The sequence below is a fragment of the Mycobacterium sp. smrl_JER01 genome (assembly GCF_048513595.2).
Taxonomy (GTDB): domain Bacteria; phylum Actinomycetota; class Actinomycetes; order Mycobacteriales; family Mycobacteriaceae; genus Mycobacterium.
In genome coordinates this window covers 3,646,848-3,663,809 of the sequence record NZ_JBLXXK020000001.1, presented here as the reverse complement: position 1 = coordinate 3,663,809, position 16,962 = coordinate 3,646,848, and the positions used below count along the sequence as shown (strand labels likewise).

The following is a 16,962-nucleotide window of genomic DNA, read 5'->3' as shown; positions in this document are numbered from 1 at the left end:
TGGGCCGGGACCGGCACTCGCGCGCATTCGCCGGTCGCTTCGCATCACATCCACGGCGTGGTCTACGCTGCGTAGTATTCGATGCAGCGGTCTGACCGCCCACCGGTCAATCGACTTAGTAGGAGGCGCCAACGTGTCCGCTCGCGGCCCTAAGTTGGTGGCATTGTCCCTGCTCTTGGGCGGGACGGCGGTGCTACTCAGCGGATGCAGTTGGTCGGAGGTGCTCGGCCTCGGCTGGCCCACCGGCATCACCCCCGAGGCCCACCTGAACCGTGAGTTGTGGATCGGGTCGGTGATCGCCGCGCTCGTCGTCGGTGCGATCGTCTACGTGCTGCTGTTCTGGACCATGGCGTTCCACCGTAAGAAGAAGACCGACACCGAACTGCCGCGGCAGTTCGGCTACAACATGCCCCTTGAGCTCACGCTGACGGTCATCCCCTTCATCATCATTTCGGTGCTGTTCTACTTCACCGTCGTGGTGCAGGAGCGGATGCTGCACAAGGAGGACAATCCCGAGGTCGTGATCGACGTCACGGCCTTCCAGTGGAACTGGAAGTTCGGCTACCAGCGAGTCGATTTCGCCGACGGGACGCTGACCTACGACGGTGTGGACGACGAGCGTAGAGAAGCCATGGCGTCGCGTCCCGAGGGCGGCGACGGGCACGGCGGGGATCAGGTCGGTGCGATCTACGGCGCCAACCCCGAGGACCGCTCGTACCTGAACTTCAACGAGATCGAGACCCTGGGCACGTCGACCGAGATCCCGATTCTGGTGGTTCCCGTCGGCAAGCGCATCGAATTCCAGATCGCCTCGGCCGACGTGATCCACGGATTCTGGGTGCCGGAGTTCCTGTTCAAGCGGGATGTGCTGCCCAACCCCCGGGAGAACAACTCCGACAACATCTTCCAGATCAGTGAGATCAACCAGACCGGCGCGTTCGTCGGGCGGTGCACCGAGATGTGTGGCACCTACCACGCGATGATGAACTTCGAGCTGCGGGTCGTGGAGCCCAACGACTTCAAGGCGTATCTCGACCAGCGCAGCGCAGGCCGGTCGAACGCCGAGGCGCTGGAGGCCATCAACCAGCCGCCGCTGGCGGTCACCACACAACCGTTCGACACCCGTCGCGGAGAGCTGGCGCCCCCGTTGCCCCAGGCGAGCAGGTAAGGACAGCAGATGCATATCGAAGCCAGGTTGTTCGAGTTCCTGACGGCGTTCTTCGCGCTGTCCACCGTGGTTTACGGCGTGCTGACGCATATGTTCGCCAACGGCGTCATCGAGTGGGCGGGCACCACAGCGCTCGCACTGACCACCGGGTTGACCTTGATCACGGGCACGTTCTTCCGGTTCGTGGCCCGCCGCCTCGATACCCGGCCCGAGGACTACGAGGACGCCGAGATCGCCGACGGCGCCGGTGAGCTCGGCTTCTATCCGCCGCACAGCTGGTGGCCGATCTTCATCGCGCTGGCCGGTTCGATCACCGCGGTCGGTATGGCGATGTGGCTGCCGTGGTTGATCGTGGCTGGTGTCTGCATGGTCCTGGCCACCGTGAGTGGATTGGTGTTCGAATACCACACGGGACCTGAGAAGCACTGACCCGGTGCCGGCGCCGTGACGCGAACAAGGTCACAATCAGGGCATGAGTTCGTCGTCATGGGGCTTCGAGCCGTCCGATCGGGTGCTGGCGTTGGGTAGTGTTGCCGAGGCGCCATGAGCCGCTGCGGCAACCGCCGGCGCCGAGAAGCAGTCGAGAAGGATAGACGTAGATGAGCGGGCCGAATCCTCCCGGGCGGGACTCTGGCGACTCCGGTCTCCCGGACGAGGAGCCGGCTGGTCGGCAGGCCCCCGATGACGCCACCCAGGCAGCCGACACCCCCGACACCGGTCAAACCGACTTCTACTCCCGCGCCTACTCGGCACCCGAGTCCGAGCAGTTCGTCAGCCCGCCCTACGTACCCGCCGATGCGGCTCTGTTCGACTATGACAGCTACGACGCCGGCACCGCTGATCCGGTCGATAGCGGCCCTCCTCCGCGCTGGCCGTGGGTGGTCGGTGTGGTCGCCATCGTCGCCGCGATTGCCCTGGTGGTGTCGGTGTCGGTGCTGGTGACGCGCTCCGACACCGACAACCTCGCCACCCCCGAGACGACGACCAGCAGTCCGGTGCCGCCTGTGCAGGACGCGATCACCACCACGACTCCACCGCCTCCACCGCCACCCCCGACCACCGAGCCGCCGCCACCCCCGCCGCCGGAGACTGTCACCGTGACCGAGCCGCCTCCTCCACCGCCGGAGCCCACCGAGGCGCCTCCTCCGCCGCCACCACCCGCCACCACCGAGCCGCCGCCACCACCGCCGCCGACCACGACGACGCCGGCCGGCCCGCGACAGGTCACCTATTCGGTGACCGGCACGAAGGCGCCGGGCGACATCATCACCGTCACCTACATCGACGCGTCGGGACGCAGCCGCACCCAGCGCAACGTCTACATCCCGTGGTCGCTGACGGTCACCCCGATCTCTCAGTCCGAAGTCGGTTCGGTTCAGGCCTCCAGCCTGTTTCTGGTGAGTCGACTGAACTGCTCCATCACCACCAGCGACGGGACGGTGTTGTCCTCCAACACCAGCAATTCCGCGCAGACCAGCTGTTAGGCACCGACACCGCCGATGTCGAATCGCAATGACACGTCCGCAGCGCCGGTGGGCTTCGAGATATCCGCGCTCGACCGCACCGACCGCATCCTGCTCGGTGGCTGCATCGTCGCCTGGCTGGCTGCCCTTGGTGCCGGCGTCGCCGCGGCTGTGGCGCTGGTCGATCTGGCCCGCGGGCACACCGAATCAGCCGCCGACTCCGGTACACCGTGGGTGCTCTACACCATCATCGGCGTCTCTGCCGCGGTGATCGTCGTTGCCGTACCGCTGCTGCTACGTGCCCGCCGCGCCGCGGACCGGGATGTCGCCCCGTCGCCGCCGGCGGCGGCCGACCAACCGGTGCCGCCGGCGGCGGCCGACGAACCGGTGCTGCCGGTGCGGGGCGTGGACGCGCCCACGGAGAAGCTGCGCGCCGCGCGCCCGACCGAGGTCAGCGGTCCGTTGCCGCGTCCGCAGCGGACACCTGCAGCAGCGGTGTCGCCGGTCACCGACCGGGTTTGGTTGCGCTGCACCGCGTCCCTGGTCTGCGCGATGGGGGTGGCCACCCTGCTCATCGCGGTGGCCACCTACCTGATGGCGGTGGAGAGCGACACCGTCGCCTGGGTGCTCTACGGCGTTGCCGGAGTCGTCACGGTCGCCATGGGTGCCATCCCGTGGTATTACCTGCGTGAATTGCGCCCGGACACCGAAGACTGAACCTCGCGGCCGGCAGCACCGATTGCCGGGTCGATTGCCGCAGGACGCGTGGTCGCCCCCGGCGTGCCTGCGGGGGAGGGCTGGCCGTCCGGGGGCTGCCGCGTCAGCGTGGTGGGCCCGCCGTACACGCGATACCCGCATCGAGCCCCAGCGGTACGCGCCTTGAGACGGCCCCAGCGGTGCACACGATGAGACGGCCTGGTAGGCGCGACGAGGCCGCCCGGGGCATGCCCACAAAGAAATGATCCGCCCCGGCCAAGCCGGCCGGGGCGGATCATTTCCGATCTGATCTACCTGTCAGTGGTGTCCGTTCCCGTTCGACGAACCATGCCCATTGGACGAGCCGTTCGTCGCGCTGCTGCGCTCCTGGTGCTCGCGCAGGGCCGTCAGCGCCCGGTGCTCGGCGGCGTGTGCCGCATCGGTGAGCGCCTCGTGCTCGGACAGCGGGTCGCCCTTGAGGAAGCTGCCGGTGCCCGGGGCGCCTGCCGAACCCAGCTTGTTCATCCGCTTGGGCAACGCTGCGCCCTGGTACTCCAGCGGGATCGCGTGACCGTGCTCGTCCACAGGGCCGAGCGGCTGGTGCAACTCGACGTAGGCGCCGTGCGGCAACCGCTTGATGATGCCGGTCTCGATTCCGTGCTCCAGCACCGCGCGGTCACTGCGCTGCAGGGCCACCGCCCAGCGGTAGGTCACGAAATAGACGATCGCGGGCAACAGCACCATGGCCACGCGGCCGATCCACGTCGTCGCGTTGAGCGAGATGTGGAACTTCAGCGCGATGATGTCGTTCATGCAGGCGAAGGTCAGCACGATGTAGAAGGCGATCGCGGCCGCGCCGACCGCGGTGCGGGTCGGAGCGTCACGCGGGCGCTGCAGCAGGTTGTGGTGAGCGTCATCACCGCTGAGCTTCTTCTCGATGAAGGGGTAGAGCGCCAGCAGGGTGAAGATCAGGCCCATCGCCACCGCGACCCACACGCCCTGCGGAATGGTGTGCCCGAATGGGTAGAACTCCCACGCCGGCCACAATCGGATGAGGCCGTCGGTCCACATCATGTAGAAGTCCGGCTGGCTACCCGCGGACACCTGGGACGGTTTGTACGGGCCGATCGTCCATACCGGGTTGATCTGGAGCAGACCACCCATCAGGCCGAGAATGCCGACCGTCATCGCGAAGAACGCACCCGACTTCACCGCGAACACCGGCATGACGCGCACGCCGACCACATTCGTCTCGGTGCGGCCCGGGCCGGGGAACTGGGTGTGCTTCTGGAACCACACCAGCGCCAGATGGACGCCGATGAGCGCCAGGATGATCCCTGGGATCAGCAGGATGTGCAGCGCGTACAGACGCGGAATCAGGATCTCGCCGGGGAAGTCGCCGCCGAACAGCGCCCAGTGCAGCCAGGTGCCGACGATCGGGATACCCATCGTGATGCCGGACAGTGCGGCACGAACACCGGTACCCGAGAGCAGGTCGTCGGGCAGGGAGTATCCGAAGAAGCCCTCGAACATCGCCAGGATCAGCAGCAGCGAGCCGATCACCCAGTTCGCCTCGCGGGGGCGGCGGAACGCGCCGGTGAAGAAGATACGGGCCAGGTGCACCATGATCGACGCGGCGAACAGCAGGGCCGCCCAGTGGTGGACCTGACGGACGAACAGACCGCCGCGCACCTCGAAGCTGATGTCGAGTGTCGTCTCGTAGGCGCGTGACATCGCCACCCCGCGCAACGGCTGATAGACGCCGTCATAGGTGACGTGGGCCATCGACGGATCGAAGAACAGCGTCAGGTACACGCCCGTGATGAGCAGAACGATGAAGCTGTACAACGCGATCTCGCCGAGCAGGAACGACCAGTGCGTCGGGAAGACCTTGTTGAGCTGCCGACGCACCGCAGCCGACGGGTGGTATCGCGAGTCGATCGCGTCGCCCTGTTTGGCCGCGATCTCGGCTGCGTCTAGACGTGGGCTCATGACTTCCGCTCCCAGAATGCCGGTCCGACGGGTTCGATGAAGTCGCCGTTGGCGACCAAGTAGCCGTCCTGGTCGATGGTGATCGGCAGCTGCGCCAGCGCGCGTGCCGCCGGACCGAAGATCGGCTTGGCGAAGTGCAACGCGTCGAACTGCGACTGATGACACGGGCACAGGATGCGGTAGGTCTGCTGCTCGTACAGCGAGGACGGGCAGCCCAGGTGCGAACACACCTTGGTGTAGGCGAACAATTCACCGAAGTTGAAGCTCTCCTGGCCGCGGCGCTTGACCACTCGCGACATGTCGCCGGGCTTGATGCGGATCAACATGACCGGGTTCCGCACGCCCATCGAGATCTCGAAAATATGGTGCTCGGATTCGACCGTGGTTCCGTCGCCGTCGGATTCGCGCCACGGGTACACCGTCTCCATGCCGCCGGCGTCGATGTCCTCCGGGCGCATCTTGATGAACGGGGATTCGCCGGGCTTTCCGGTCGCCCGGGCCAGGAAGATGGTCTCGCCTTCGAACCGCGGGGTCCATCCCGAGGTCCACAGCTCGGCCTTCATGCCCTCGGCGGTCGGGACCACCGGCTTCCACGGGTTCTTGATGAGGCCACCGATGAACGCGACCGCGGTACCGAGGCCGAACGCACCGAACCCGATGCCCAGCGAAAGGCCGATCATCTTGCGCCGCTTGAGCGTCGAGCCATCCAGGGCGTTACCGAGGTTGGCCGCCACGGTCTTGCGGTGCAGTTCCGGGGAGGCCCCGTCGTGGCGGTCCTGGATCGAGATTTCCTCGGGGATGAACTTCTTCTGGAACAGCACCGCGCCGACACCGATGGCAAGCACCGACAGGCCGAAGGTCAGACCGTAGAGCGGGGTGGTCAGCGAGTACACGAATTCGCCGCCGGAGCCGAACGGCTGGTACTCCCAGGGCCAGAACAGGAAGATCAGCAACAGCGCCAGACCGGAGAAACCGGCGAGCAGGAACCAGTACGCGACCGCACGCTCGGCGCGCTTCTCGGCTTTGGTGCCCGGCACCGGCCAGCGCGGTTCCTTGTAGACGATCTCGACGCCGTCGAGTTTGCCGCCCAGCTCCAGAAGCTCTTCCTGAGACATCTGCGCCAGCTCGGCGTCGGTGGGCTGTCCCGGTTCGCCCTTGTGGCCGGGAACGTCAGTGCCCTTCACATCACCCGTCGCACCGCCGGTCGCACCGCTCTTCGCGTCGCGGTTGGCGTCGTCGTGCCCGTCACTCATGCCCGTGCTCCGATCCAGAGAGCGGCGGCGATGATAGCCACCATACCGACGATCCACGCGACCATGCCTTCGGACGTCGGTCCGAAGCCACCCAGCCCGAGACCTCCGGGCGTGGGCGTCTCAGCCGCTTCGCGCACGTAGGCCACGATGTCGCGCTTCTCTTCCGGAGTCAGCTGCCGATCGGAGAACTTCGGCATGTTCTGCGGGCCGGTCAGCATCGCGGTGTAGATCTGTGCTTCGTTGGCGTCGCCGAGGTCGGGTGCGTACTTACCCGACGACAACGCGCCGCCCTTGCCGGTGAAGTTGTGGCAGGACGCGCAGTTCAACCGGAACAGGTCACCGCCGCGGGCGACGTCGTTCCCGATCAGCGACTGGGAAGCGATCTGCCCGTTCTCGTCGCGGGGGACGACCGGGCCGCCGCCGTTGGCCTGGATGTAGGCGCCCAACGCGTCGGTCTGGGCCTCGTCGAAGTGCGGTGGCTTGGCCGGGGCCTGCGCCTCACCGCGCATCGCGGGCATACGTCCGGTGGACACCTGGAAGTACACGGCTGCCTCGCCGACGCCGATGAGGCTCGGGCCGCGGTCCGCGACGCCTTGCAGGTTCACTCCGTGGCAGGTGACGCACGAGGTGTCGTACAGCTCCTGACCGGTGCGCAGCATCGCCGACGCCGCTTCGTCGGCGACCGCGACCTGCGGTGACGGAGTCAACGTGGCCGCCAGTCCACCGGCCATCACCAATCCGCTCAGCAGCAGCAGGGCTGCCGTGACACGGCGGCGTAACCGTCGGCGCGACTTGCTGGTCATTGAACCCCTTCTCATCGCTTGGTTCCCGTGGTTTTCCGGTCAGGTCGAGTCATCGCACGAAGTAGATGACGGCGAACAGCGCGATCCACACGATGTCGACGAAGTGCCAGTAGTACGACACCACGATCGCGGCGGTGGCCTGCGCGGGCGTGAATTTGCTCATCCGGGTGCGGATCAACAGCAGGACGAACGCGATCAGGCCACCGACGACGTGCAGACCGTGGAAACCGGTCGCGAGGTAGAAGACGGTGCCGTAGGCGCTGCTCGAGATGGTGGTGCCGTGATCAACCAGGTGGATGTACTCATAGGCCTGACCGCAGACGAAGAAAAAGCCCATCGCGAAGGTCAGCGTGTACCAGCGGCGCAACCCGAACACGTCGCCACGCTCGGCGGCGAACACCCCCATCTGGCACGTGAACGACGAGGCGATCAGCACCAGCGTGACCGGCACGGCCAGCGCGAGATTCAGCTCGGTGGGTTCCGGCGGCCAGTCACCATGGGCCTGCGCGCGCGCCGTGAAGTACATCGCGAACAGTCCAGCAAAGAACATCAACTCGCTGGAAAGCCAGACGATGGTGCCGACACTGACCATATTTGGCCGATTCAGCGAATGCACGCGCGACGTGATTGCGGTTCCCGACGTCCCTACAGCGCTCGTCACAGGAGCAAGTATGACGCTTTGTAGTTGTTGAACTCCACCCGGGTCGAGCAATTCGTCATAATCGTGTCCGTGCCTACCCCTTCGCCTCAGTCCCTTTCGCCGCAGAACGCCGCTGGAACTGTTCCCACGTGGCCCCAGATTCTCGGCAGGCTGACCACCATGCAGGGGTTGCTGCCCGGTCAGGCCGGGTGGGCGATGGACCAGATCATGACCGGGTCCGCCACACCGGCGCAGATCGCGGCGTTCGGCGTGGCGATGAAGATGAAGCGCCCGACCTCGGCCGAGGTCGCCGAGTTGGCCGACATCATGCTCAAACACGCGCGGCGGGTGCCGACAGAGGGCATCGGTACCGCGACCGTCGACGTGGTCGGGACCGGTGGCGACGGTGCCAACACGGTCAATCTGTCCACCATGGCCGCCATCGTGGTTGCCGCGGCCGGTGTGCCCGTCGTCAAGCACGGTAACCGTGCCGCGTCCTCGTTGTCCGGTGGCGCAGACACCCTGGAAGCACTGGGGGTGCGGATCGATCTGGGCCCCGACGAGGTCGCCCGGTGCGTCGCCGAGGTCGGCATCGGCTTCGCGTTCGCCCCTCAGTTCCATCCCTCGCTGCGGCATGCCGGCGTGGCGCGTCGGGAGATCGGTGTCCCGACGGTGTTCAACCTGCTGGGTCCGCTGACGAACCCGGCGTCGCCGCGGGCGGGCCTGATCGGCTGTGCGTGGAGCGACCTGGCCGAGGTGATGGCCGAAGTCTTCGCCACCCGCGGTGCGAGCGTGCTGGTCGTCCACGGTGACGATGGGCTCGACGAGCTGACCACGACGACGACGAGCACGATTTGGCGGGTTCAGGCGGGTACCGTCGACCGGCTCAGGTTCGACCCTGCAGCGTTCGGGTTCGCCCGAGCCGACATCTCCGAACTCGTCGGTGGCGACGCCGAGGCCAACGCCGAGTCCGCCCGCGCGGTGCTCGGCGGCGCCACCGGCCCGGTGCGTGATGCGGTGGTGCTCAACGCGGCGGGTGCGCTGGTGGCGCATGCCGGGCTATCCAGCGACGCCAAGTGGGTCCCGGCCTGGGAGTCCGGTCTCACGCGGGCCAAGGATGCGATCGACTCCGGGGCGGCCGAACAGTTGCTCGCGCGTTGGGCGCGGTTCACCCAGGACCTCTGAACCGTCGCAGTGTTCGGCGAGTTGCTCGGCAGCCACCCGCGCCGAGCGTGCGGTCGCGGCCCATGTCGAGAATCTCCCCGCGGCGCCGACCGGAGAGCAGTAGCCGGTGTCGGCGCGCACGATCCGTACGCCCGGCTGTGCCAGCCAGCGCGCGATCAGGGCGGTCTCCTCGACCAGTGCGCCGCCCAGCGGGCCGGTGGTCGGCAGCACCGTCTGCGCCGCGACGGTCAGGGCGTCGACCACCGGCATGGGCGGTACACCGCGGGCCGCGTTGCCGGCGGCCGCCAGCTGCCCGTGCCGGACGACCGCCAGCCGCCAGCCCCGGTTCCCGTCGGGTTTGGCGGCCACCAGTTCCGGGATCGCCGACAGCGCCCGAAGCCGCTGGCCCCGCCACAGCACATCGATCGTGGCGGCCGTGCGGTCGCGCAGCCGGGCGGCGCTCTCGTACCGGTTGCGCTCGGCGAGGTCGGCGATCTGGGCCACTGCTGCCGAGAGCGGCCGGCTGCACCGGCCGTCGATGAGCGCCAGCGCGACGTGCGCGGCGGCGGCGTACGCCCCGGCATCGGCTCCCCTAACGGCCGGGCACGGCGAGACCTCACGTTCCGGGCAGGCCGGTCCGTGGACCGCGGACCGGCCCAGCCGGTTGGTGCAGGTTCGGATACCGGTGAATCGCGCCATCAACGCCGCGGCTTCGGAGGCATCGGATCGGGTCCGGAACGGGCCCACCGCGCTGTCGGTGGCGGGCGAACGCACCGTCGAGAACCGCGGGAAGGCTTCGGCGGTCAGGATCACCCACCACCAACGGTGCGGAAACTTCGACCGACGGTTGTAGGGCGGTGCGTGGGCGGCCAACAACCGCAGTTCCCGGACGCCGGCCTCCAGGTCATGGGCACACTCCACGTGCTCCACCGCGGTGGCCAGCGCGGTCATCTCCTTGATGCGGGTGCGGGGATCGGCGCCGTTGAAATACTGCGAGACCCGACGCCGCAGGTCGACCGCCGTGCCGACGTAGAGCACCTCCGCGGACGGGCCGCGGAACAGATATACACCCGGGGTGCGCGGCAGAGCCCGGGCCAGGTGACGCTTGCCGCGCTGCGCGGGTGTGACATCAGGCAGATACGAGCGCAATTCGGCGTAGGTGTGCACCCCCTGATTGCCGACCCGCTCGATGAGCCCGTGCAGCACGTCGACAGTGGCGCGGGAATCGTCGAGGGCGCGGTGGGTCGGGGTGGTGGAGGCGCGAAACAATCGCGCCAGCGCCGAGAGACGCACGCTGGGGGCCTCGTCACGGGTGAGGACCCGGCGGGCCAGCGTGACCGTGCACAGCACCGGAGGTTTCGGCCAGGGCAGCTGATTGCGTTCGGCGGCCGCGCGCAGGAACCCGATGTCGAAGCCCGCGTTGTGGGCCACCAGCACCGCGCCCCGGCAGAACTCCAGGAAAGCGGGGAGCACCGCGTCGATCTTCGGGGCGTCGTACACCATCGCCGAGGTGATGCCGGTGAGCGCGACGATCTGCGGTGGTATGGCGCGTCCGGGGTCGACCAGCGTCGCGAACTCGCCGAGAATCTCGCCGCCGCGCACCTTCACCGCGCCGATCTCGGTGATCGCGTCGTGCCGCTCGCCGGAGGCCCGTCCGCCGGTGGTCTCCAGATCGACGACGACAAACGTGGTCTCCCGAAGTGTGGGGTCAGCCGAGGCGTCCACGTCGGCGAAGCTGAGCTGACCCATGCGCCGAAGGTAAGCGCCCGCGGTGACAAGTCCGCAGAGGCGGCGCCGAACGCCGTGAGGCCGTGTCGGGTGCCGTGTCCCAGCCCGTGTCCGATGCCGCTGTCGGTGGCCGCGGTTACCGTGCGCCTGACTGCGATCGAGAGGAACAGGTGCGATGGCACAGGACCAGGGCCCGGCGGGCGAACGTCCCGATACCGGGACTGTGAGGATCGACTGCGACGACTGCGCCGTCCGTGGGCCGGGCTGCCGGGATTGCGTGGTGAGCGTGTTGCTCGGAGTGCCGGAGACGTTACGTGTCGACGAACGCCGTGCGCTGGAAGTGCTGGCCGAAGTGGGTCTGGCGCCGAAGCTGCGGCTGGTCCCGATCCACCGGCGGGGCGACTCCGGGGTGGCGTGACGACACGCGGCCGCGCTCATTTGGGCGTGTCCGGGAGGCGACTGTTAAATTTGCGTCTTCTGTTGGACAAGGCCGATGCCGTTTCGTAACCTATCTGAGACCTAAGAGAGTTCGAGGCGGCTCGTTACGGCAGTTGAAGGACACATAGATCTTGAGGCTCGACCGCGCGCACAGGAGCACCAGTCTTACTCGGCAACTCTTCATCAGTGCGATAGCCGGCTTGGTCGGTATCGGTGTCATGCTCACCGGACATGCGTATGCCGACCCTGCCGAAGATGCGCTGGCCAAGTTGACCGAGCTCTCACGGCAGGCCGAGCAAACCACCGAGGCGATGCATTCGGCCCAACTGGATCTCGACAACAAGCTGGCCGTCCAGCAGGCGGCGGACGCCAAGCACGCCAGCGATATGGCCGCCTTGGAGGCGGCCAGCAGCCGGCTCTCCGACTTCCAGGGCAAGGTCGACAACCTGGCCGCCGCGCAGTACATGGGTGGACGGCCGTCGGGCTTCGAGGCCATGTTGACCGCCTCTTCACCGCAGGGCCTGATCGATCAATTGTCGATCCAGCGGGTGATGGCAACCGAGATGCAGGCGCAGATGACCAGCTTCCGGGAGGCCGGCCGGCAGGCCGAGGTCGCCGAGCAGGCCTCGGCCGCGTCGGCTGCCGAGGCCAAGACCGCCGCCGAACAGGCCGCCGCCGTTCGGGCCGATCTGCAGTCCAAACAGAGCCAGCTGCAGGTCCAGATCGCCATAGTCAAGGCCCAGTACGAGGCACTGACCCCCAACCAGCGCGAAGCGCTCGCCGCGGCCCCGCCGCCGCCCCCGGTGCCCGCCGCCGCGCCCGGTCCGCCGCCGCCGGGCGAGGATCCCGCCGTCCTGGCCGCGCCGCCGGCGCCGCCCCTGCCCGGAGCCATCCCGCCCGGAGATGTTGCACCGCCCGGATCGCCGGTGGCCACGACGGTCATCCAGGCCGCGCTGAGCCGTATCGGCTCTCCCTATTCCTGGGGCGGCTCCGGTCCCGGCGCGTTCGACTGCTCCGGTCTGGTGATGTGGTCGTTCCAGCAGGCCGGTATCGCGTTGCCGCACTCCAGCCAGGCGCTGGCCCGTGGTGGACAGCCGGTGTCCAGGGAACAGATGCAGCCGGGCGACCTGGTCACCTACTACTCCGATGCATCCCATGTCGGGATCTACATCGGCGACGGCATGATGGTGCACGCGTCCACCTACGGCACACCGGTGCGTGTTGCGCCGGTGGACAACGCGCCCATCTACAACGTCCGCCGGTACTGAGCGCTGTCCGTCAGCTCTGAGCACTCTCGCTCCGCGGCACGACGCCGGGTGGGCGTCGTGCTCGGTGCCGAGTTCATCTGCGCCGCGCTGCTGGTGGCGGGCCCCGGTGCGGGACCCGCCGGTCCCGGCGTCGCAGCAGTTCACGACGCCCAGGCGTTCCAGACGCACCCGTCCCAGACCCAGGAGACGTCCCCGGCAGTCGCGCACACCGTGCGGACACCGGACGGCCGGTCGGCACAGTTGATCGATCTGGGCGCCCCCGGTGGGGACGCATTGCTGGAGCGCATCGCCACCGAACTGCCCGCGGCGACGTCGGCGGTCACGGCGTTCTGGGGACCGCGGTGGCGAGAGGACATCGCCATCGTCGTGGCGGGTTCGCCCGAGCAGTTCGCCGTCCTGGCGGGTGGGGATGCCGACATCGCCGCCACCACCACCGTCGATCGAATCACGTTCTCGCCCAGGGCGGCCGGGATGAGCCAAACCGATCTGCGGACGGTACTGCGCCACGAACTGTTCCACTACGCAGCCCGCGCCGACACCGCCCCCGACGCGCCGGTGTGGCTCACCGAGGGTGTCGCGGACTTCGTGGGCAGACCGGCGCCGGCCGTGCCGCCGACTGCTCCTCCGACACCGCCGACGGACGCCGAGTTGGCCACGCCCGGGCCCGGACGGTCGGCCGCCTACGACAGGGCATGGGAGTTCGCGACCTACATCGCCCACACCTACGGTGTGGACAAGCTGCGTGCGTTCTACATTGCCGCGGGTGGTCACGACCGCACCGACGCCCGCACCGCCGCCCGGGACGTGCTGGGCGCGGACCTCGTCGGATCCCGGGGTGCCGCCCGGTGACCCGGACCTTACTGGTGACCAACGACTATCCGCCCCGGCGCGGTGGTATCCAGTCCTACCTGGAAGCCCTGGTCGGGAATCTGGTGGCGTCGGGCGCGCACCACCTGACGGTGTACGCCCCGACGTGGAAGGGAGCCGAGGACTACGACTCGGTGGCCGCGGACCTCGGTTACGAGGTCATCCGGCATCCGGGAACATTGATGGTGCCCGAGCCGACCGTGGCGATCCGCATGCGGCGGCTCATCCAGGACCGCGACATCGACACCGTGTGGTTCGGCGCCGCGGCACCGCTGGCACTGCTGTCCCCGTTGGCCCGGGCCGCAGGCGCGGACCGGGTCATCGCCAGCACACACGGCCACGAAGTCGGCTGGTCGATGCTGCCGCTGGCGCGAACCGCGTTGCGCCGCATAGGGAACGACACCGATGTCGTCACCTACATCAGCTCCTACACGAGGGGACGGTTCGCGGCGGCGTTCGGTGCGAACGCGGCGTTGGAGCATGTGCCGCCAGGGGTGGATACCGACCGTTTCGTCCCCGACGAGGTCGCCAGGGCCGAACTGCGTGCCCGGTACCGCCTCGGGCAGCGCCCGGTGGTGGTGTGTGTATCACGACTGGTTCCTCGCAAAGGCCAGGACATGTTGATCAGGGCGTTGCCGGCCATCCGGCAACGGGTTCCCGGAGCCGCACTGGTCATCGTCGGAGGGGGGCCGTACCGAACCTCGTTGCACCGACTGGCCCACACCTTCGGCGTGTCCGAGGATGTGGTGTTCACCGACGGTGTTCCCGCCGACGAACTGCCTGCCCATCACGCGATGGCCGACGTGTTCGCGATGCCGTGCCGCACCAGGGGTGCGGGGCTGGACGTCGAAGGACTCGGGATCGTCTACCTGGAGGCCTCCTCGACCGGGGTTCCGGTGGTGGCGGGTCGGTCCGGTGGAGCCCCGGAGACCGTCGTCGACGGCGAGACGGGCCTCGTCGTGGACGGCTGGAACGTCGGTGCGATCGCGGCCGCCGTCACAGACCTGCTGGCCGACCCGGCCCGTGCCGCCGCGATGGGCGCGGCCGGCAGGCAGTCGGTGCTGGACAACTGGAAGTGGAGCAGGCAGGCCGAGAAGCTGGCCCGCCTGCTCTAGCCCGTCTCAGTCCTTGGCGTAGAGACCCTCGATCTCGGCGGAGAACTTGTCGGCGACGACCTTGCGCTTGACCTTCAGCGTCGGTGTCAGCTCACCGGTGAGAACGGTGAAATCGACCGGCAGGATCCGGAACTTGCGGATCGCCTCCGCTTTGGACACCGCCTGGTTGGCGTTCTTCACGGCCAGATCGATCTCGCCGACCAGGTCGGGGTCGTCCATCAGGTCCGCGACCGAGGCGGCCGCCGACTTCCCGTGGTGCTGTTTCCACACCTCGAAGGCTTCGGGGTCGATCGCGATCACCGCAGCGATGAACGGTTTGGCGTCACCGACAGCCATTGCCTGACTGATCAACGGGTGGGCACGCAGCTGATCCTCCAGGATCGCGGGGGCGACGTTCTTGCCTCCGGCGGTCACGATGATCTCCTTCTTGCGGCCCACGATGGACAGGAATCCCTCGTCGTCGACGCTGCCCAGGTCACCGGTGTGGAACCAGCCGTTGACGATCGCCTCGTTGGTGGCGGTCTCGTTGCGCCAGTAGCCCCCGAACACCACACCGCCGCGGACCAGCAGTTCGCCATCGTTGGCGATCGCCATGCTGTTGCCCGGCAACAACTTTCCGACCGAGCCGACCTTCAGCTCGCCGATCCGGTTGGCGGTGATCGCGGCGCTGGTTTCGGTCAGGCCGTACCCCTCGTAGATGGTCAGGCCGATACCGCGGTAGAAGTGTCCCAAGCGGGCGCCCAGCGGCGCCCCGCCCGAGATGGAGGCACGGCAGTCGCCGCCGGTGGCCGCCCGCAGCTTGGTGTAGACCAGCCGGTCGAAGACGGCGTGCTTGATCCGCAGCAGCAGCCCCGCACCGCCGGTGTCCTGGGCCTTGCTCCACTCGATGGCCGTCTGTACCGCCCGGGTGAAGATGGCACCCTTTCCGGCGTCTTGTGCGTTCAGTTCGGCGGTGTTGTAGACCTTCTCGAACACCCGGGGGACCGACACGATGACCGTGGGTTTGAACTGGCCGAACATCGGGACCAGGTTCTTGATGTCGCTGGTGTAGCCGATGGTGACCCCGTTGGCGAACGCGGTCATCGACAACGCGCGGGCCAGCACGTGCGCCAGCGGCAGGAACACCAGCAGCCGCTCGCCTTTGCGCAGCAAGCTCGGGAAGCAATCCGTCGCCCCGCGGGTCTCGTAAAGCAGGTTCGAGTGTGTCAGCTGGCAGCCCTTGGGCCGTCCGGTCGTGCCCGAGGTGTAGATCAACGTGGCCGGATCGGCGCTGCGGATGGCCGCCAGCCGGCGGTCCACCTCGGTGGGGTCCACGGCGGCACCGGCGATGGTCAACTCATCGAGGGCCGCCGGCGCGGTGGTGTCGATGACGGCCACCTTGCGCAACGCAGGCAACTCAGCGAGCAGTTCCTTGACCATCAACGCGTGCGCCTCGAGTTCGACGAACGCCAGCACCGCGCCCGAGTCCTCCAGCACCCAGCGCACCTGCTCGGGCGAAGATGTCTCGTAGATGGGGACCGTCACCGCACCGATCGACAGGATCGCGTAGTCGAGGATCACCCATTCGTAGCGCGTCGCCGACAGCAGTGCGACCCGGTCACCCGGCTGCACACCTTCGGCGATCATCCCCAGCGCCGCCACCCGGATCTGCTCGGCGGCCTGCCTGCATGTCACATCCACCCAGGCACCGTCCACCTGGCGCTGGAAGATCACGTGGTCGGGGTTGTCGCGCTCGTGGGAGTAGACGACGGCGGCGACATTGTCCAGCTCGCCGACGGTGAAGGATGCGGGAACGCTGAACTCACGCACGATGGTGCCCCTCTCGAGATAACGGCGGCAGTGCCGCGTACAGCGTAGACGGCCAAGGTGGGCCGGTGCCGCGGCATATGTGAAGCTTGTCAGCCATGAACAGCATCCAGATCGCCGACGAGACCTTCGTCGCCGCCGATCCCGTCGCCGTCGGTGAGGCCGTCGCCGACAGGGCGAGCTGGGCGCGTTGGTGGCCGGATCTGCGGTTGACGGTCGTCGAGGACCGCGGCGAAGCCGGACAGCGCTGGACGGTGACCGGCGCGCTGACCGGGACCATGGAGGTCTGGCTGGAGAAGATGCTCGACGGCGTGATCCTGCACTACTTCCTGCATGCCGAGCCGTCCGGTGCGGCGGCCCGGGACCTCGCCCGGATGAATCTGCCGAAGATCAATCACCGCAGGCGAGTGGCGGGCAAGGAGATGGCGTTCGAGGTCAAGCGGCGGCTGGAGGCGCATCGACCGGTCGGAGTGTCCCGGCTGGCCTGAAGTATGGCGACCTCACCCGGCGCAGAAGAGTAGATTTCTGGCCAGCGACCAGACCATAGCGGGGAAGGTTCCA

General features: G+C 67.9%; 15 protein-coding genes and 1 pseudogene. 10 read left to right on the top strand and 6 right to left on the bottom strand.

Annotated features, from left to right (window positions below):
* Positions 1 to 133 precede the first annotated feature (133 nt).
* From ctaC to ACNUDN_RS17255, 4 genes are all read left to right on the top strand, one after another.
* Entirely contained in the window at positions 134 to 1,168 is a 1,035-nt protein-coding gene (ctaC, locus tag ACNUDN_RS17270; protein WP_419123036.1) for an aa3-type cytochrome oxidase subunit II, read from the top strand.
* Positions 1,169 to 1,177: 9 nt separating this feature from the next.
* Complete coding sequence (locus ACNUDN_RS17265) at positions 1,178 to 1,597, top strand: cytochrome c oxidase subunit 4 (protein WP_419123035.1); 420 nt, start codon at positions 1,178 to 1,180, stop codon at positions 1,595 to 1,597.
* Positions 1,598 to 1,767: 170 nt separating this feature from the next.
* Entirely contained in the window at positions 1,768 to 2,652 is an 885-nt protein-coding gene (locus tag ACNUDN_RS17260) for an MmpS family transport accessory protein (RefSeq protein ID WP_419123034.1), read from the top strand.
* A gap of 15 nt (positions 2,653 to 2,667) precedes the next feature.
* Complete coding sequence (locus ACNUDN_RS17255) at positions 2,668 to 3,348, top strand: DUF2561 family protein (RefSeq protein ID WP_419123033.1); 681 nt, start codon at positions 2,668 to 2,670, stop codon at positions 3,346 to 3,348.
* A 297-nt stretch (positions 3,349 to 3,645) separates the two neighbouring features.
* Here the strand turns inward: ACNUDN_RS17255 and qcrB are convergent, their stop codons facing one another.
* From qcrB to ctaE, 4 genes are read right to left on the bottom strand one after another with little or no spacing between them, the layout of a single operon-like run.
* Positions 3,646 to 5,319: a cytochrome bc1 complex cytochrome b subunit gene (gene qcrB / locus ACNUDN_RS17250; protein ID WP_419123032.1), complete on the bottom strand. Its 1,674-nt coding sequence runs from the start codon at positions 5,317 to 5,319 to the stop codon at positions 3,646 to 3,648.
* Positions 5,316 to 6,572, bottom strand: a complete 1,257-nt coding sequence (qcrA, locus tag ACNUDN_RS17245; protein WP_419123031.1) for a cytochrome bc1 complex Rieske iron-sulfur subunit — start codon at positions 6,570 to 6,572, stop codon at positions 5,316 to 5,318. Before qcrA ends, qcrB begins: the two co-directional genes overlap by 4 nt.
* Positions 6,569 to 7,390: a cytochrome bc1 complex diheme cytochrome c subunit gene (qcrC, locus tag ACNUDN_RS17240; RefSeq protein ID WP_419123030.1), complete on the bottom strand. Its 822-nt coding sequence runs from the start codon at positions 7,388 to 7,390 to the stop codon at positions 6,569 to 6,571. The genes qcrA and qcrC overlap by 4 nt, the downstream gene beginning before the upstream one ends.
* Before the next feature lie 34 nt (positions 7,391 to 7,424).
* Entirely contained in the window at positions 7,425 to 8,036 is a 612-nt protein-coding gene (gene ctaE, locus ACNUDN_RS17235; protein WP_419123029.1) for an aa3-type cytochrome oxidase subunit III, read from the bottom strand.
* Positions 8,037 to 8,105: 69 nt separating this feature from the next.
* Here ctaE and trpD point away from each other — a divergent pair, with 69 nt between their 5' ends.
* A complete protein-coding gene (gene trpD, locus ACNUDN_RS17230) occupies positions 8,106 to 9,200 on the top strand; it encodes an anthranilate phosphoribosyltransferase (protein ID WP_419123028.1) in 1,095 nt (364 codons plus the stop codon).
* On the opposite strand, the pseudogene ACNUDN_RS17225 reads toward trpD, so the two are convergent.
* A pseudogene (locus tag ACNUDN_RS17225) lies at positions 9,138 to 10,928 on the bottom strand (DEDD exonuclease domain-containing protein); the annotation flags it as partial. The gene trpD and the pseudogene ACNUDN_RS17225 overlap by 63 nt on opposite strands.
* A 154-nt stretch (positions 10,929 to 11,082) precedes the next feature.
* Between ACNUDN_RS17225 and ACNUDN_RS17220 the strand changes: the two are divergent.
* The 4 genes from ACNUDN_RS17220 (at position 11,083) to ACNUDN_RS17205 (ending at position 14,595) form a co-directional block, all read left to right on the top strand.
* On the top strand, positions 11,083 to 11,325 hold the full coding sequence (locus ACNUDN_RS17220; protein WP_419123026.1) for a hypothetical protein: 243 nt from the start codon (positions 11,083 to 11,085) through the stop codon (positions 11,323 to 11,325).
* Positions 11,326 to 11,476: 151 nt separating this feature from the next.
* Positions 11,477 to 12,613 carry a peptidoglycan hydrolase RipC gene (gene ripC / locus ACNUDN_RS17215; protein ID WP_419123025.1) on the top strand — a complete coding sequence of 379 codons (1,137 nt, stop codon included), beginning with the start codon at positions 11,477 to 11,479 and terminating at the stop codon, positions 12,611 to 12,613.
* Between the two features lie 48 nt (positions 12,614 to 12,661).
* Positions 12,662 to 13,462 carry a peptidase gene (locus ACNUDN_RS17210; RefSeq protein ID WP_419123024.1) on the top strand — a complete coding sequence of 267 codons (801 nt, stop codon included), beginning with the start codon at positions 12,662 to 12,664 and terminating at the stop codon, positions 13,460 to 13,462.
* Positions 13,459 to 14,595, top strand: coding sequence for a glycosyltransferase family 4 protein (locus ACNUDN_RS17205; RefSeq protein WP_419123023.1), 1,137 nt, complete (start codon positions 13,459 to 13,461; stop codon positions 14,593 to 14,595). The genes ACNUDN_RS17210 and ACNUDN_RS17205 overlap by 4 nt, the downstream gene beginning before the upstream one ends.
* Positions 14,596 to 14,601: 6 nt before the next feature.
* Here the strand turns inward: ACNUDN_RS17205 and ACNUDN_RS17200 are convergent, their stop codons facing one another.
* Entirely contained in the window at positions 14,602 to 16,404 is a 1,803-nt protein-coding gene (locus tag ACNUDN_RS17200; RefSeq protein WP_419123022.1) for an AMP-dependent synthetase/ligase, read from the bottom strand.
* Positions 16,405 to 16,499: 95 nt separating this feature from the next.
* Here ACNUDN_RS17200 and ACNUDN_RS17195 point away from each other — a divergent pair, with 95 nt between their 5' ends.
* Positions 16,500 to 16,889: a polyketide cyclase / dehydrase and lipid transport gene (locus ACNUDN_RS17195; RefSeq protein WP_419123021.1), complete on the top strand. Its 390-nt coding sequence runs from the start codon at positions 16,500 to 16,502 to the stop codon at positions 16,887 to 16,889.
* The last annotated feature ends 73 nt before the right edge of the window (positions 16,890 to 16,962 follow it).

Coding starts and splice junctions, on each gene's coding strand:
- ACNUDN_RS17265 (WP_419123035.1), top strand. CDS start 1,178: ATGCATATCGAAGCCAGGTTGTTCGAGTTCCTGACGGCGTTCTTCGCG.
- ACNUDN_RS17260 (WP_419123034.1), top strand. CDS start 1,768: ATGAGCGGGCCGAATCCTCCCGGGCGGGACTCTGGCGACTCCGGTCTC.
- ACNUDN_RS17255 (WP_419123033.1), top strand. CDS start 2,668: ATGTCGAATCGCAATGACACGTCCGCAGCGCCGGTGGGCTTCGAGATA.
- qcrB (WP_419123032.1), bottom strand. CDS start 5,319: ATGAGCCCACGTCTAGACGCAGCCGAGATCGCGGCCAAACAGGGCGAC.
- qcrA (WP_419123031.1), bottom strand. CDS start 6,572: ATGAGTGACGGGCACGACGACGCCAACCGCGACGCGAAGAGCGGTGCG.
- qcrC (WP_419123030.1), bottom strand. CDS start 7,390: ATGAGAAGGGGTTCAATGACCAGCAAGTCGCGCCGACGGTTACGCCGC.
- ACNUDN_RS17220 (WP_419123026.1), top strand. CDS start 11,083: ATGGCACAGGACCAGGGCCCGGCGGGCGAACGTCCCGATACCGGGACT.
- ACNUDN_RS17195 (WP_419123021.1), top strand. CDS start 16,500: ATGAACAGCATCCAGATCGCCGACGAGACCTTCGTCGCCGCCGATCCC.